The 15,431-nt window shown below is 48.1% G+C and carries 13 protein-coding genes; 7 read left to right on the top strand and 6 right to left on the bottom strand.

Going from position 1 to position 15,431, the window contains the following annotated elements; genetic code table 11:
* Nucleotides 1-4: 4 nt before the first annotated feature.
* From R7E47_RS04300 to R7E47_RS04275, 6 genes are all read right to left on the bottom strand, one after another.
* The gene (locus R7E47_RS04300) at nt 5-907 is read right to left on the bottom strand and encodes a hydroxymethylglutaryl-CoA lyase (RefSeq protein WP_172563751.1); all 903 of its coding nucleotides are present in this window, start codon (nt 905-907) and stop codon (nt 5-7) included.
* Nucleotides 888-2,936 (bottom strand): acetyl/propionyl/methylcrotonyl-CoA carboxylase subunit alpha, encoded by a 2,049-nt coding sequence (locus R7E47_RS04295; protein WP_318083846.1) that lies wholly within the window; start codon nt 2,934-2,936, stop codon nt 888-890. The genes R7E47_RS04300 and R7E47_RS04295 overlap by 20 nt, the downstream gene beginning before the upstream one ends.
* Nucleotides 2,929-3,711, bottom strand: coding sequence for an enoyl-CoA hydratase-related protein (locus tag R7E47_RS04290; RefSeq protein ID WP_017633676.1), 783 nt, complete (start codon nt 3,709-3,711; stop codon nt 2,929-2,931). The genes R7E47_RS04295 and R7E47_RS04290 overlap by 8 nt, the downstream gene beginning before the upstream one ends.
* Nucleotides 3,712-3,816: 105 nt before the next feature.
* A complete protein-coding gene (locus R7E47_RS04285; RefSeq protein ID WP_053349203.1) occupies nt 3,817-5,424 on the bottom strand; it encodes a carboxyl transferase domain-containing protein in 1,608 nt (535 codons plus the stop codon).
* Nucleotides 5,425-5,538: 114 nt separating this feature from the next.
* On the bottom strand, nt 5,539-6,708 hold the full coding sequence (locus R7E47_RS04280) for an isovaleryl-CoA dehydrogenase (protein WP_020480277.1): 1,170 nt from the start codon (nt 6,706-6,708) through the stop codon (nt 5,539-5,541).
* Nucleotides 6,709-6,753: 45 nt separating this feature from the next.
* Entirely contained in the window at nt 6,754-7,140 is a 387-nt protein-coding gene (locus tag R7E47_RS04275; RefSeq protein ID WP_318083842.1) for a MerR family DNA-binding transcriptional regulator, read from the bottom strand.
* 209 nt (nt 7,141-7,349) lie between these two features.
* Here R7E47_RS04275 and R7E47_RS04270 point away from each other — a divergent pair, with 209 nt between their 5' ends.
* The 7 genes from R7E47_RS04270 (at nt 7,350) to R7E47_RS04240 (ending at nt 14,991) form a co-directional block, all read left to right on the top strand.
* The gene (locus R7E47_RS04270; protein ID WP_046264876.1) at nt 7,350-8,528 is read left to right on the top strand and encodes a thiolase family protein; all 1,179 of its coding nucleotides are present in this window, start codon (nt 7,350-7,352) and stop codon (nt 8,526-8,528) included.
* Between the two features lie 70 nt (nt 8,529-8,598).
* A complete protein-coding gene (locus R7E47_RS04265) occupies nt 8,599-10,092 on the top strand; it encodes a CoA-acylating methylmalonate-semialdehyde dehydrogenase (RefSeq protein ID WP_047101355.1) in 1,494 nt (497 codons plus the stop codon).
* A gap of 93 nt (nt 10,093-10,185) precedes the next feature.
* The gene (locus tag R7E47_RS04260) at nt 10,186-11,340 is read left to right on the top strand and encodes an acyl-CoA dehydrogenase family protein (RefSeq protein ID WP_005373226.1); all 1,155 of its coding nucleotides are present in this window, start codon (nt 10,186-10,188) and stop codon (nt 11,338-11,340) included.
* 49 nt (nt 11,341-11,389) lie between these two features.
* Nucleotides 11,390-12,166, top strand: coding sequence for an enoyl-CoA hydratase (locus R7E47_RS04255; protein WP_005382662.1), 777 nt, complete (start codon nt 11,390-11,392; stop codon nt 12,164-12,166).
* Nucleotides 12,167-12,176: 10 nt separating this feature from the next.
* Entirely contained in the window at nt 12,177-13,307 is a 1,131-nt protein-coding gene (locus R7E47_RS04250) for an enoyl-CoA hydratase/isomerase family protein (RefSeq protein ID WP_064376640.1), read from the top strand.
* A 19-nt stretch (nt 13,308-13,326) separates the two neighbouring features.
* On the top strand, nt 13,327-14,223 hold the full coding sequence (gene mmsB / locus R7E47_RS04245; RefSeq protein ID WP_318083839.1) for a 3-hydroxyisobutyrate dehydrogenase: 897 nt from the start codon (nt 13,327-13,329) through the stop codon (nt 14,221-14,223).
* Between the two features lie 9 nt (nt 14,224-14,232).
* Nucleotides 14,233-14,991: an SDR family oxidoreductase gene (locus tag R7E47_RS04240; protein ID WP_262636831.1), complete on the top strand. Its 759-nt coding sequence runs from the start codon at nt 14,233-14,235 to the stop codon at nt 14,989-14,991.
* Nucleotides 14,992-15,431: the final 440 nt, after the last annotated feature.

Genomic DNA, 15,431 nt, shown 5'->3' with positions numbered 1-15,431 from the left:
TGATTTACAAGCTATACGGATCGCCCAGAGCTAATGCGACCCTAGAAGCAGGAGACTTTCCTAACGCACGGCAAATTTGCCAACCCGCTTCATTGATGACGCCAAGGTCAACGCCTGTTTCAATCCCAAGTTGCTCACACAGATAAAGTACATCTTCCGTTGCAACATTGCCACTGGCTCCTTTCGCGTAAGGGCAGCCGCCGAGCCCCGCTACTGCGCTATCAATGGTGTTGATGCCCATTAACAAGGCTTGGTAGATATTGGCTAATGCTTGTCCATAAGTGTCATGAAAATGTACTGCGAGCGCGTCTTTTGGCAGTAGCGTTAACAACGAATCCAGCATGGCGATAACGCGATTAGGCGTTGCTTTACCGACAGTATCACCGAGCGAAATCTCATAACATCCCATATCAAACAACGTATTGGCGACCTTGGTAGTTTGCTCTGGCTTGATTACTCCCTCATATGGACACACCATGGTACAAGACAAGTACCCGCGTACAGGAATGTTGTGCTGGTTCGCCAATTCGATAACGGGTTCAAATCGAGCGAGACTTTCGGTAATGCTGCAGTTGATGTTCTTCTGGCTGAACGTTTCTGAAGCGGAGCCAAACACCGCAATTCGCTTTACACCGTTTTCCAGCGCACGTTCTAACCCTGCGAGATTTGGTGTGAGCGCGCTATAAACCACGTCAGGCTTTTTTGAGATACCAGCAAACACCTGATCGGAATCGGCCATTTGAGGCACCCACCTTGGAGAGACGAAAGATCCCGCCTCAATATGCTTTAAGCCACTGCTGCTTAGTTGGTTAATCAAACGGATTTTATCAACCAGCGTCACTGCCGTTTCATTTTGCAGACCATCACGAGCGCCGACTTCGACGATATTAACCTTCGCTGGTAGCATATTCGCGCTCCTCATCTTCACTGACGTTATCCGATATCAAAGACAAATTCAGCAGTATGGAACCGTGCTGTACTTGGTCCCCGTGCTGATAAAACAATTCGTCGACTTTTGCTGCTACCGGAGCCGTGATGGTGTATTCCATTTTCATTGCTTCGAGTACCAAAAGCGGATCGCCCGCCGCCACTTCGTCACCTTTAGCCACCATAACTGCTGAAATTATGCCGTTGAGTGGTGCGGTTGGACTTAGTTCATCGTCAATATCTTTTGCAGAGTCAAAGTTAGGTTGATGAGCAAACGTGCGTTGCTGGCCAAGATAAAACAGTGTTGTCTGTTGCTCATCGCTAAGTGCATTAAAGGTGTAACGCACATTATCAATATCGACGATAAACTGGTTGCCACTTTCAAGCAGGATGACTTGATGCAATTCCTCGCCGCATCGGACAGTGACGTGAGAACCTGTATCTTGCGATGATTGTTGCAAACGTATCTGATGGTTGGCATTGGCATCCGTGAAGTTAAATCGATATACGTTGTCAACTGACAGTCTAAAACCTCGTTTGGTTGGCGCGGGTAACGTTGAGTTGACTGATTTTGAAATGAGATCATTCCAGTGAGCAACAGCCGCCAACGTTAGCCAAATAGAATCCGGCACGTCTTGCTGCTCATTTATGCCTTGTTGATGTGTGACGAGGAAACCTGTATCAAGCTCAACCTCGGCAAAGGCTGGCTGAGAAATAATGCTGTGCAGATAACCAATGTTTGTCGTTACGCCACGTACGTGATATTGACTTAACGCCTGCTTAAGCTGCTTGAGCGCGATATCACGAGTTTGCCCCCAGACGATCAGTTTGCTGATCATTGGATCGTAATATTCGCTGATGCTATCGCCTTGGGTAACACCACTATCAACGCGTACGCACGCTAGGCGCACATTACTGTCTGATACGGGTTCTTTTAAGTAGTCAATGCGGCCAGTCGACGGCATAAAGTCATTGTCTGTATCTTCTGCGTAAATTCGCAGCTCAATTGAATGGCCGTTGTGGGTGATTTCAGATTGCGAAATAGGTAAATGCTCGCCAGCTGCAACTTTGAATTGCCACTCCACCAAATCAACGCTGGTGATCAATTCAGTGACAGGGTGTTCAACTTGCAGACGGGTATTCATCTCCATGAAGTAGAATTGACCTCGGCTATCGAGTAAGAACTCCACCGTGCCCGCGCCAACATAGTCGATCGCTTGAGCGGCCTGAACCGCAGCTTCACCCATTTGTTTACGCAGTTCATCACTAAGACCGGGAGCTGGTGCTTCTTCCACAACTTTTTGGTGACGGCGTTGAATGGAGCAATCGCGATCAGAAAGATAGACACAGTTGCCATGTTGGTCAGCAAATACCTGAACTTCAACGTGGCGAGGCTGCAATATGCATTTTTCGATTAGAAGCTGCTTGTCGCCAAAGCTTGAAAGTGCTTCACGCTGCGCACCGTCGATGGCCAGCGGCATTTCGGCTGCGCTATTGACTACTCGCATGCCTTTACCGCCACCCCCTTGGGTTGCTTTAAGCATCACTGGGTAACCGATTTTTTCAGCTTCTGCTAATAAATGCTCTACGCTGTTGTCTGTGCCGTGATAGCCCGGAACCAATGGTACGTTCGCCTCTGACATGATGGCTTTGGCTTGCGACTTCGAACCCATTGCTTCAATTGCGCTGGTGGAAGGGCCAATAAAAACAATGCCATTTTCGCTGCACGCTTTCGCCAGTTTCGGGTTCTCGGAAAGAAAGCCATACCCAGGGTGGATAGCATCGGCTTGCCATTTTTTCGCAGCGCCGATAATCGCATCGATATCGAGATACGATTCACTCGCAGGAGCGGGGCCAATGAATTCAGCGAAATCCGCTTGTTTAACATGTAAGCTGCTGCGATCCGCTTCGGAATAGACGGCTACCGTCTCGATAGCCATGCTTTTTGCGGTTTTAATGATTCGGCAGGCAATTTCACCGCGGTTTGCGATCAGTATTCTTTTAAACATGATTCCTCCAATTGGCGGCGCGCTTTTCAAAAAATGCAGCTAGTCCTTCTTGTCCTTCACTGGACACGCGAGCGGTTGCAATAGCTTGGCTGGTGTATTCAATTAATGAATGATCGATAGGTTGGTTATCACAGCGTAAACAAAGTGCTTTTGCAGCCTGCATGGCTTGTGGACCGTTGTTGAGCAGGTGATCAATGGTGCGATTGACGGCTTCACGTGGTTGAGCGTCTATCTGATGAAGAATACTCATCGATAGCGCGGTTTCGGCATCAATCAGTTCCGCGGTTAAAAAGTAGCGTCGGCTTTGTCGTTGTCCAATCGCTCGGATTACGTAAGGTCCGATGGTGGCGGGTAACAAACCGAGCTTCACTTCACTCAAACAGAAGCGGCTTTCAGGTGTACCAATAGCGATATCGCAGCAGCAGATAAGCCCAAGTGCGCCGCCAAATGCAGCGCCATGCACCATAGCAATAGTCGGTTTGCTAAAGGTATCCAGCGTATGCAAAAGTTTTGCTAGTTGCTGTGCATCTTGCAGGTTTTCACTCTCGGTTTTGGTGGCCATTGACTGCATCCAGCCAAGATCCGCACCCGCAGAAAAGTGTTTCCCTTGCGCCGTTAGTACCAATGCACGTAGAGAGTCGTCTCTCTCAAGTTTTTCCAAGGTTTCGATAAGTGAAGCAATTAATTCATCATTAAACGCGTTGTGTTTCTCTGGTCGATTGAGGCTCAACCAAGCAACGCCATTGCTGTCTTTTTCAAGCAGTAGTCCGGTCATGTGACTTCCTTTGTCTGACATTTCAGTCTCTATTCCAATGCTCGCTAACCGTTACTTGTATAAACATCGGTATTCGCGAGGAGTTAAGGTTTGCCTTGCATCCGGCTACATACGGAAGATGCCAAATTTGCTGTCTGGTATTGGCGCATTAAGCGCAGCAGACAGAGCAATGCCGACAACATCACGGGTTTTCGCAGGGTCAATAATGCCGTCGTCCCACAAACGAGCACTGGCGTAATAAGCGTGACTTTGAGTCTGATATTGCTCCGCAATTGGACGTTTGAACGCTTCTTCTTCCTCCGCGCTCCAGCTTTCACCTTTGCGAGTTTTGATATCGCGGGTCACTTGCGCCATCACGCCAGCCGCTTGCTCTCCACCCATGACGGAGATGCGCGCGTTTGGCCACATCCACATCATGGTTGGATCATAAGCGCGGCCACACATGCCGTAGTTTCCTGCGCCATACGATCCACCAATAACCACGGTAAACTTCGGCACGTCTGCACACGCAACAGCAGTTACCATTTTCGCACCATGTTTGGCGATGCCTTCGGCTTCGTACTTCTGACCGACCATAAAGCCCGTTATATTCTGCAAGAAAAGCAGAGGAATTTTGCGTTGTGCGCACAGCTCAATAAAATGCGCGCCTTTTTGTGCTGATTCTGAAAATAGAATGCCGTTGTTAGCGACAATGCCAATCGGCATACCGTGAATATGGGCAAAGCCACAGACCAAGGTTTCGCCGAACAGGGCTTTAAATTCATCGAACTGGGAATCATCAACAATTCGGGCAATGACCTCTTTAACATCAAACGGCTTTTTGAGATCGGTTCCGACGATGCCGTACAGCTCTTGGGCAGGAAAACGTGGTTCCTGTGGTGCTTTTTGCTTGAGTTGAACGGGTTTCAAGTGGTTAATTTGAGAAACGGCTTGTCTTGCCAACTCTAACGCGTGGTGATCATTTTCTGCGTAATAGTCCGCCACACCAGAGGTGCGACAATGAACGTCTGCGCCACCAAGATCTTCCGCGCTGACTTCTTCACCTGTCGCTGCTTTTACAAGAGGTGGACCTGCCAAAAAAATCGTGCCTTGTTCTTTGACTATGATGGATACGTCGCACATGGCAGGAACATAAGCGCCGCCAGCGGTGCATAGCCCCATGACCACCGCAATTTGTGGAATGCCTTTGGCCGACATACGGGCTTGGTTGTAGAAAATACGGCCAAAATGGTCTTTATCTGGGAAGACTTCATCTTGGCGGGGGAGGTTAGCACCGCCAGAGTCGACTAAGTAAACACACGGCAGTTGGCATTTTTCTGCAATTTCTTGTGCTCTTAAGTGCTTTTTCACGGTGAGTGGGTAGTAACTGCCGCCTTTTACCGTCACGTCGTTCGCGACGATCATGCACTCAGTGCCGTCAATCACACCCACACCGGCAACCACTCCAGCACATGGAACGTAATCTGGATACACATCCCAGCCAGCAAACTGACCGATTTCTAGAAAGGATGAACCAGGGTCGAGTAGGGCAAGAATGCGCTCGCGTACCGGAAGTTTGCCTTTCTTCTGCTGATGCTCGCGGGCTTTCTCACCGCCACCATCTTCTATTTGGGCAGTCACGGTATAGAGTTGATCCACGAGCGACGCCATAGAGCGGTAGTTTTCCTGATACTGCTCTGAATGGGTATTAATATTGGTCGTCAAACAAGCCATAAATAGCCGATCTCCATTCGGTAGACGGGTGACACCACCCGCCTTTATCTATGTTGAATAAGATTTAGGTTGAATAAGGAGTTTATTTAGATTCAGAACGCCTAGGTATGTTGATTAGGCGCTTTCGTTAAACAATTCGCGACCAATAAGCATGCGGCGAATTTCTGACGTGCCCGCACCGATTTCATACAGCTTGGCATCTCGCAACAAACGGCCCGTATCAAACTCGTTGATGTAGCCGTTACCGCCAAGTAGTTGAATAGCATCCAGTGCCATCTTGGTTGCCAGCTCTGCGCTGTAGAGGATCGCGCCAGCAGAATCTTTACGTGTGGTTTCACCGCGATCACAAGCGGCAGCGACGGCGTAAACATACGCTTTAGCGGCATTCATTTGTGTGTACATATCCGCGATTTTTGCTTGAACTAGCTGGAATTCACCGATGGATTTACCGAACTGTTTACGGTCGTGAATGTAAGGCACAACGATATCCATACACGCCTGCATGATGCCAAGTGGGCCGCCTGCAAGCACCACACGTTCGTAGTCGAGGCCGCTCATCAATACTTTCACGCCTTGGTTTTCTTCGCCGAGAATATTTTCCGCAGGGACTTCGCAGTTTTGGAAGACCAGCTCACACGTATTCGAGCCGCGCATACCCAACTTGTCGAGTTTTTGTGCTTGAGTAAATCCAGGGAATCCGCGTTCCACAATAAACGCCGTGATGCCTTTGGAGTGCTGGCTTGGGTCGGTTTTTGCGTAGACAACATAGGTGTGTGCATCAGGGCCGTTGGTGATCCACATTTTGTTGCCGTTTAGCAGGAAAATATCGCCTTTACGTTCCGCTTTAAGCTGCATAGAGACCACATCAGAGCCGGCGCCGGGTTCACTCATAGCAAGGGCGCCGATATGTTCACCGGAGATGAGCTTAGGTAGGTGTTTCTCTTTTTGCGCTTGTGTGCCGTTACGGTGGATTTGGTTGACGCAAAGGTTGGAGTGAGCGCCGTAACTTAACGCAACCGAAGCGGATGCTCGGCTGATTTCTTCCATAGCGATAACGTGGGCGAGATAGCCCATGCCTGCACCACCAAACTCTTCGCTGGTGGTCACACCTAAAAGACCCATGTCACCTAATTTGGACCAAAGATGGTTTGGAAAGTCGTTAGTTTGGTCGATAGATTGCGCTAGCGGCGCAATTTCTCTTGCAGCAAAACTATTGATTTGCTCGCGAAGCAAATCGGTATTTTCGTCATAAACAAAGTTCAGGGAAGAGTAGGTAGATTTCATTGCGTGTCCTTGCCTTTACGTCACCTACATCCCAGAGTTGAGGTGTTAGGTGACTTTTTCGCCTTTCATGGATCTCAGTGTGTTTTGGCATCGCAACTGCGCAGCATTTAACTCCATCATTACCGCTTGAATGTCGTTTGCTTGCTGTTGCAATGCTGCCTTCTTCTCTTCGATCAACCGAATCATATAGTTCAACTGCTCAGTACTTTGATCGGTATCGTAGAGTTCAAATAACTCTTTGATATCTGCAAGAGAAAAGCTCAATCGCTTACCTCGCAAAATCAGCTTTAGTCGAATTCGATCGCGACCATTGTAGATTCGAGTGTTGCCTTTACGTTCTGGAGTTAGGAGACCTAAATCTTCGTAGAAGCGAATGCTTCGAGTAGTAATGTCGAACTCTTTCGCGAGCTCGCTGATCTTAAATGTGTTCATTCCTTAACCTTACGACTTTCGTATAACATTTACATGAATATACAATTCGTTAACGTTAAAGTAAACAAACAACATCCACTCTTGAGCCTTGATATCACTCGCATTTACTCGAAATCAAAGAATCACTCGAACAAACAATAACCTCAAACTTGACGTTAACGTAAATGTTAGTATAGTTATGACGTAAACGTCAACAAAAGGTTAATGGAATGAAAAATGAAACATGGATTGTTGCCGCTAAGCGAACGCCTATCGGCTCTTTTCAAGGTGCATTAGCTTCAACAGATGTCACGGAACTCGGTGCGAAAGCCATTCAAGGGGCGCTAGCCGAAAGCCAACTCGATGTGCACAAAATAGACGAAGTGTTGATGGGGTGCGTTTTACCCGCCGGTGTGGGGCAAGCGCCGGCAAGACAAGCAAGCCTTAAAGCTGAAATGCCACAATCGATTGGTTGTACGACACTGAACAAAGTTTGTGGATCGGGTATGAAAACCGTGATGCTGGCATATGACCTTATTCAATCTGGTAATGCGCATGCTGTCATCGCTGGTGGCATGGAAAACATGTCGTCTTCTCCTTATCTATTAAAGAAAGCGCGTGATGGTTTCCGTTTAGGTCACGAGCAAGTGCTTGATCACATGTTTTATGACGGGTTGCAGGATGCCTACCAAGGCGAGCTGATGGGTGTCTTTGCAGAACAGACGGCGCAAAAGTATCAGTTCAGCCGTGAAAGTATGGATGCCTGGGCGCAGCAGTCGGTGACTCGTGCGCAGCAAGCAATCGAGCAAGGTTTGTTCAAAGAAGAGATCGTGCCTGTTAACGTAAAAAGTCGGCGCGGCGAAACCTTGGTTGTAGATGATGAGCAACCGAGCAAACTCGACGTCACTAAAATTCCTACCTTACGCCCTGCGTTTGCCAAAGATGGCGGCGTAACCGCAGCAAACTCTAGTTCCATTTCGGATGGTGCGTCGGCAATGATCTTAGTCGATAGTGAGTTTGGTCGTCAGGAAAACCTTCAGCCTCTAGCCAAAATTGTCGCGTACAGCACGCATGCAAGACAGCCTGATGAGTTCACCATCGCACCAGTCTTCGCGATTGAATCGCTGCTGGAAAAAACGGGCTGGGACAAATCGGACGTGGACCTTTGGGAAATCAATGAAGCTTTTGCTGTCGTGACTCAATACGCGGTAAAAGCACTCGAACTGGACGAGAGCAAAGTGAACCCTCGCGGAGGGGCTTGTGCGCTGGGGCATCCAATAGGCGCAAGTGGCAATCGAATCCTTGTCACTTTGATTCATGCGCTAAAACAAACTGGTGGTAAGCGTGGCGTTGCATCGCTTTGTATTGGCGGCGGCGAAGCTACCGCTATCGCGATTGAAATCTGCTAAATCACTCTCAACAAAGTTTCACTTACATAACAGTAGTCAGTAACAAGCTGAAAAATACAAGGATGTCATCATGACAGAACAAGTAAAGCAGTATATCGGTGGTGAATTTGCCATCTCCGATTCAAAACAATGGCTAGATGTAACCAACCCGGCAACCAACGAAGTGATTGCACAAGTACCTTGTGCCACGGAATCGGAAATGAATGCGGCGATTGCCAGCGCAACAGAAACGTTCAAACGCTGGAAAGAAGTTGCAGCGCCGGAGCGTGCTAGATTGATGCTGCGTTACCAACATTTGCTAAAAGAGCAACACGATGAGTTGGCGATACTGCTTTCAAGTGAGACAGGCAAAACCCTCGCGGATGCAAAGGGTGACATTTGGCGTGGGATTGAAGTCGTAGAACAAGCGGCGAACATTTGTAGCTCAATGATGGGCGAAACGGTTGAGAATGTCGCAACCAATATTGATGGTTACTCTTACATTCAACCGCTCGGTGTTTGTGCTGGCATCACACCGTTTAACTTCCCTGCGATGATCCCATTGTGGATGTTCCCGATGGCGATCGCTTGTGGCAACACCTTTATTTTGAAGCCGTCAGAGCAAGTGCCACTAACGGCAATGAAACTGGCGGAGCTGTTTGAACAAGCTGGCGCACCAAAAGGCGTATTGCAAGTTGTTCACGGGACCAAAGAGCAAGTCGACCGCATTCTGACTGATCCAGTTGTTCGTGCGATCTCTTTTGTTGGCTCTGTGCCCGTTGGTGAGTACATCTACAAAACAGGTACAGACAACCTGAAACGCGTGCAGTCATTTGCAGGTGCTAAGAACCATATGGTCATCATGCCGGATGCAAACAAACAGCAAGTCATCAATAACCTAGTTGGCGCGTCAGTTGGTGCTGCAGGCCAACGCTGTATGGCGATTTCGGTTGCCGTATTTGTCGGCGAAACCAAAGAATGGATTCCAGAGCTTAAAGAGGCGTTAGCTCAGGTTCAGCCTGGCGCGTGGGATGATGAAACCGCCGGTTATGGTCCGCTGATTAGCCCTCAAGCGAAGCAGCGAGTGGTGAATCTGATTAATGAAGGCAAAGCGTCAGGCGCGAATTGTGTTCTGGATGGAACAGACTGCCAAGTGCCTGGCTTCCCGAACGGTAACTGGGTGGGGCCAACACTGTTTACCAACGTGACCACAGACATGTCGATTTATCAGGAAGAAATTTTCGGGCCTGTGCTGTTAACTATGGAAGTGGATGACCTAGATGAAGCGATTAAACTGATCAATGCAAACCGCTTTGGTAATGGTACGTCTATTTTTACGGCGAACGGCGCTGCCGCGAGAAAGTATCAACACAATATCGAAGTAGGTAACGTAGGCATCAACGTGCCGATTCCGGTGCCATTGCCATTTTTCTCATTTACTGGGTGGAAAGGCAGCTTCTACGGCGACCTGCATGCTTACGGTAAACAAGCGGTTCGCTTCTACACCGAGACGAAAACTGTCACCGCGCGTTGGTTTGAAGATGACATTCCAAGCGGTCCAAACATGACCATTCAACTTAGCTAATTACTGGATTAGCGACACCTCTAGCCAAGCGCCACCGTTTAAGTGGGCTTGGCTCGGATACAAATGCAACGAATTAGACCTTAGGACTTCAAGATGGATTTTGAATTAAACGAAGATCAACTCGCGTTTGCCGAAGTAGCAAAGCAGTTTGCAGACCAAATGTTAGCGCCGCACGCGGCCGAGTGGGATGAAAACCATCATTTCCCTAAAGATGTACTGCGTCAAGCAGGTGAACTTGGCTTTCTGAGCATCTATACGCCGCCAGAGCATGGTGGTTTGGGATTGTCTCGTTTGGATGCGGCGATCATTTTCGAGCAGTTGGCTATGGGTTGTACCGCGACTACTGCGTTTATGACCATTCACAACATGGCGACGTGGATGATCACCAGCTTTGCCAAAGCCGAAGTGGCGCAGCAGTTTAGCGCGGATCTAATTTCGGGTGAAAAGCTCGCTTCCTACTGTTTAACCGAACCTAATGCAGGCTCTGACGCCGCTTCACTGACGACCAGTGCAGTGCGTGACGGCGATGAGTTTGTCCTCAATGGCGCAAAAGTATTTATCTCTGGTGCGGGTGATACGGACGTTCTTGTCGTGATGGCGCGTTCGTGCGGCGAAGGAGCGGGTGGCGTTTCTGCATTCGTTGTTCCTGCTGATTGCGAAGGCATTAGCTACGGTAAAAAAGAAGCCAAAATGGGTTGGAACTGCCAGCCAACTCGCATGATTACCTTCGAAAATGTTCGTATTCCGGCTGACTATCTGTTGGGTGAAGAGGGAGAAGGCTTTAAGTTCGCCATGCTTGGCCTTGATGGTGGTCGAATCAATATCGCTACTTGTTCCGTCGGTACTGCGCAACAAGCACTGAACGAAGCCAAGCAATACATGAACGAACGCAAACAGTTCGGCCGTTCACTGGCGCAATTTCAAGCGTTGCAGTTCAAGCTTGCTGATATGGCGACTGAGCTGGTCGCTGCGCGTCAAATGGTGCGACTCGCTGCCGCTAAACTCGATGCCCAGCACGCAGAAAAAAGTGCGTACTGTGCCATGGCAAAACGCTTTGCTACTGATGTGGGCTTTAAAGTCTGCGATCAGGCGCTGCAAATTCACGGTGGCTATGGCTACATCAAAGAATATCCAGTCGAGCGCCATTTCCGAGACGTTCGTGTTCACCAAATCCTTGAAGGTACCAACGAAATCATGCGTCTGATCGTCGCAAGACGATTACTAACGGAAGGCGTTGAGCTGCTTTAATCAGCGAGACACAGCCTTACCTAAAGAAATTAAAAAGGACTGAAAGATTATGACGGCACAAATCAAATTAGAGCGCGAAGCGCATATTGCCAAGCTCACGATTAGTAATCCGCCAGCGAACACTTGGACGCTTGAGTCTTTGAATCAGCTAAAAGAGTTGGCGATTGAACTTAGCAATGATCGCTCTATTTATGCGTTGGTTTTAACAGGCGAAGGCGAGAAATTCTTTTCTGCTGGAGCAGATCTTAATAACTTTGCATCGGGTGATAAATCACAAGCAGCAGACATGGCGTTCGCATTTGGTGAAGCGTTTGAAGCGCTTTCTGCATTCGATGGGGTTTCTATCGCAGCGATTAATGGCTATGCGATGGGCGGCGGTCTGGAAGTGGCGATGGCGTGTGACATTCGTATCGCAGAAGAACAAGTACAAATGGCACTTCCTGAAGCATCAGTAGGTTTGTTGCCGTGTGCGGGTGGGACGCAAAACCTGACCGCGTTGGTAGGTGAAGGTTGGGCGAAGCGTATGATCCTGTGTGGCGAGCGTGTGACGGCCGAGCGAGCGGAAAAAATTGGGTTAGTCGAAGAGGTGGTGGCGAAAGGTCAAGCACTCGAAGCGGCTATGGAGCTAGCACAGCGTGTTGCAGGTCAATCACCGAAATCTGTGTCTGCGTGCAAAACGCTCATTCAAGGTCGACGCAGCCAAACTCATGCGGCTGGATTGGTTTTGGAGCGTGAACTGTTTTTACAGCTGTTCAATACACAAGATCAGACTGAGGGGGTGAATGCGTTTTTGCAAAAGCGCAAGCCACAATGGACAAACAGCTAGCGGAGGCCAAATGACAGGTACAGTAAATGTTTCAAAACTTAAGTGCGCTGATGGCTCTGTTATTGGTGTGCTGGAGCTTGATAATCCAGCTGCTCTCAACGCGTTGAGTTACGTGATGATTGAGAAGTTGTACAAACAGCTTAGTGAATGGCAAACGGACGACAGCGTCGTCGCGGTATTCTTGCATGCTCAAGGTGAAAAAGCGTTTTGTGCTGGTGGCGATATTCAAGCGATCTACCGTGCACTTGAAAACAAAGAGCAAGATTTTGATTCTGCGTTTTCAGCGATGGAAACCTTCTTTGACCTCGAATATCGCTGTGATCATCTTATTCATACTTATCCAAAACCGATCATCGCGTGGGGACATGGTTATTTGATGGGCGGGGGAGTTGGCCTGTTTATGGGCGCAAGTCATCGCGTAGCAGAAACCACCACCCGCTTTGCAATGCCAGAGATTAAAATTGGACTTTACCCAGATGTAGGCGCGACGTACTTCCTAAACCAGTTGCCAAAACATTTGGCACTGTTCTTAAGTTTGACGGCTTGTCAAATTAACGCAACAGATATGAAAGCGTTGGGGTTAAGCCAATGGATTACACAGCCAGAAAACAAGCAAGTGCTGCTGGATCTGCTGGCATCGGTAAGTTGGCAAGATGAAGCAAACATTAATGAAAAAATCGCCACTATGCTGCGTTCGGTACAAGTTGATGAGCCAACCGAAGGGATGTTGATGCCCTATGCGGAATTGATTGAGCAGTTATGTTCGGGTGACTTAGCGTCAATTGTTGATGCAATCAGCCGTGCTAACGTTGATAACAAGTGGTTCGTCAATGCGCAGAAGTCACTGAACTATGGCAGTCCGCTGTCGCTCAGTATCACTTATCAGCAGTTAACGCAGTATCAAAACCTCTCTTTGAAAGCGTGTTTTGATATGGAATTTAACCTAACACTACGTTGTGGCTTAGAAGGTGATTTTAGAGAAGGGGTTCGTGCGCTGATTATTGATAAAACCAATCAACCGACTTGGCAACATCGCACGGTTTCTGACGTAACGCCACAAGTTTTGGAGCGCTTCTTCTCGCCAATTGACTCAGCAGAATACCCACTGACCGCATCGTCGGTAGCTATAGCGGCACTTTAGTACAAGGAAGAAATACGATATGGACAAAATTGCATTTATTGGCCTTGGTAACATGGGTGCGCCTATGGCTAAGAATCTACTCAAAGCGGGCTTGAACGTCGAAGTATTTGATTTGAACCCAAACGCAGTTGAGGAGTTGACCGCATTGGGCGCTTCAAGTGCCGATTCCGTTCAGCAGGCAGTACAAGGTGTTGACGTGGTTGTCACTATGCTGCCAGCGAGCCAACACGTTCAAAGCGTTTATCTTGGTCAAGATGGCATCTTAGATAGCGTCGAATCAGGTACCTTGCTGATTGATTCTTCCACCATCGATCCGGCGATTGCTCGTTTGGTTGGCGAAAAAGCATCGCAACTTGGTATCAGTTTTGTTGATGCACCAGTATCTGGTGGCGTTGCGGGCGCAGCAGCAGGTACGTTAACTTTCATTGTTGGCGGCTCACAAGAGAACTTTGTTCAAGCCAAAGCGGTGCTTAGCCACATGGGTAAAAACATCTTCCATGCAGGCGATGCTGGAGCTGGTCAGGTGGCGAAGATCTGCAATAACATGATGTTGGGCATTTTGATGAGCGGCACCTGTGAAGCACTCAATTTAGGGATGGAAAACGGACTCGATCCCAAAGTGCTTTCCGACATCATGTTGCAAAGTTCAGGGCGTAACTGGGCGCTAGAGCTTTATAACCCTTGTCCAGGTGTGATGGAAAGTACGCCTGCAAGCAATGGTTATCAAGGCGGCTTTATGAGCCAGTTAATGGCTAAAGATCTGGGTCTTGCGATGGAAGCGGCGGTTGCCTGTCAAACATCAACGCCAATGGGCAGCTTGGCTCGTAATCTGTTTAATTTTCACAACGGTCAGGGCAACGGCCAAAAAGATTTCTCAAGCTTGTTTGAGTTCTACCAAAAGCAAAATCAGGCCTAAGGAGCGCTTATGGAGTTAGCAAATAAGGTCATTGCGATCACGGGGGCAGGGCAGGGGCTGGGTAAACAAATGGCACTGTCACTGGCGGAAAATGGCGTTCATCTTGCGCTTATCGACCTCAATTCAGATCAACTGGCTGAAACGAAAGCGGAATGTGAATCTCTCGGCGTTACCGCTCGTTTTTATGTGACGAACGTGACTGACGAACAGCAGGTGTGCACTGCTTTTGAGCAAATTGAGGCAGATTTCAAGCAGCTCAATGGCGTTATCAATAACGCAGGTATTATGCGTGATGGTATGTTCATTAAAGTCAAAGATGGTCAGGTTAACACGATGTCGCTGGAACAATTTCAGTCTGTTCTAGATGTGAATGTAACAGGCACTTTCCTGTGTGGCCGTGAAGCGAGCAAGGTAATGCTGAACACCGATAGCAAAGGGGTTCTGATCAACATATCCAGCGTTGCGCGTGCCGGGAATATTGGTCAAACCAACTATTCAGCATCTAAAGCGGCGGTAGCCACCATGGCAACGGTGTGGGCGAAAGAGTTAGGGCGTTTCGGAATTCGCTCAGTGGCCATTGCTCCGGGTGTCATCAAAACTGCCATGACAGACCAAATAAAACCTGAAGCGATGGAACGTTTAATCGGAATGATTCCGGTTGGACGTTTAGGTTTGGCGGATGAAATTGCATCGACCATAAAATACGTGTTAACCAACGAATTCGTGACCGGACGAGTGTTCGAAGTCGATGGCGGAATGCGAATGTAACCCCCTCTGCAACATAAAAAAAGGGGAGCGAGTTTGATTGTCCGCTTCCTTCCACTTTCTTCTTTCTTTTATTGCTTCTATCTGAAAAATGTATTGGATGCATGGTCGACTGCTATCTCATCGAACGGTATAAAAATTGATTCTATTTCTAATGTGAATGGTTAGTTCTATATTGCTTGTCATGTAAATGTATCAACTCACAACTAAGACGATCTTTTGTCTCACTAACGAGATCATTATTCTTGGTGTGTAAAAAACACTCTCATTGGTTGTATTGTGACCGAAAACTATTTCGGCATCTAAAGATGGTGATTTATTATTCAGCGCAAAATACATGGGAATATGAGGCTGACTGAATAACCTTCAGTTGTCTTAATAATAAATAATCAGAATTCTCAATTACACTGAAGTAACTACCCATTAGGGAAGAGCAATAATGT

The organism is Vibrio sp. Vb1026 (assembly GCF_033338745.1).
GTDB classification, from domain to species: domain Bacteria; phylum Pseudomonadota; class Gammaproteobacteria; order Enterobacterales; family Vibrionaceae; genus Vibrio; species Vibrio alginolyticus.
The sequence above is the reverse complement of the archived record's forward strand: the minus strand, read 5'-3'. Positions and strand labels throughout refer to the sequence as shown.

What these genes read in the sequence shown, in the direction of transcription:
- R7E47_RS04300 (WP_172563751.1), bottom strand. Translation starts at nt 907, where the DNA reads ATGCTACCAGCGAAGGTTAATATCGTCGAAGTCGGCGCTCGTGATGGT.
- R7E47_RS04295 (WP_318083846.1), bottom strand. Translation starts at nt 2,936, where the DNA reads ATGTTTAAAAGAATACTGATCGCAAACCGCGGTGAAATTGCCTGCCGA.
- R7E47_RS04290 (WP_017633676.1), bottom strand. Translation starts at nt 3,711, where the DNA reads ATGACCGGACTACTGCTTGAAAAAGACAGCAATGGCGTTGCTTGGTTG.
- R7E47_RS04285 (WP_053349203.1), bottom strand. Translation starts at nt 5,424, where the DNA reads ATGGCTTGTTTGACGACCAATATTAATACCCATTCAGAGCAGTATCAG.
- R7E47_RS04280 (WP_020480277.1), bottom strand. Translation starts at nt 6,708, where the DNA reads ATGAAATCTACCTACTCTTCCCTGAACTTTGTTTATGACGAAAATACC.
- R7E47_RS04275 (WP_318083842.1), bottom strand. Translation starts at nt 7,140, where the DNA reads ATGAACACATTTAAGATCAGCGAGCTCGCGAAAGAGTTCGACATTACT.
- R7E47_RS04270 (WP_046264876.1), top strand. Translation starts at nt 7,350, where the DNA reads ATGAAAAATGAAACATGGATTGTTGCCGCTAAGCGAACGCCTATCGGC.
- R7E47_RS04265 (WP_047101355.1), top strand. Translation starts at nt 8,599, where the DNA reads ATGACAGAACAAGTAAAGCAGTATATCGGTGGTGAATTTGCCATCTCC.
- R7E47_RS04260 (WP_005373226.1), top strand. Translation starts at nt 10,186, where the DNA reads ATGGATTTTGAATTAAACGAAGATCAACTCGCGTTTGCCGAAGTAGCA.
- R7E47_RS04255 (WP_005382662.1), top strand. Translation starts at nt 11,390, where the DNA reads ATGACGGCACAAATCAAATTAGAGCGCGAAGCGCATATTGCCAAGCTC.
- R7E47_RS04250 (WP_064376640.1), top strand. Translation starts at nt 12,177, where the DNA reads ATGACAGGTACAGTAAATGTTTCAAAACTTAAGTGCGCTGATGGCTCT.
- mmsB (WP_318083839.1), top strand. Translation starts at nt 13,327, where the DNA reads ATGGACAAAATTGCATTTATTGGCCTTGGTAACATGGGTGCGCCTATG.
- R7E47_RS04240 (WP_262636831.1), top strand. Translation starts at nt 14,233, where the DNA reads ATGGAGTTAGCAAATAAGGTCATTGCGATCACGGGGGCAGGGCAGGGG.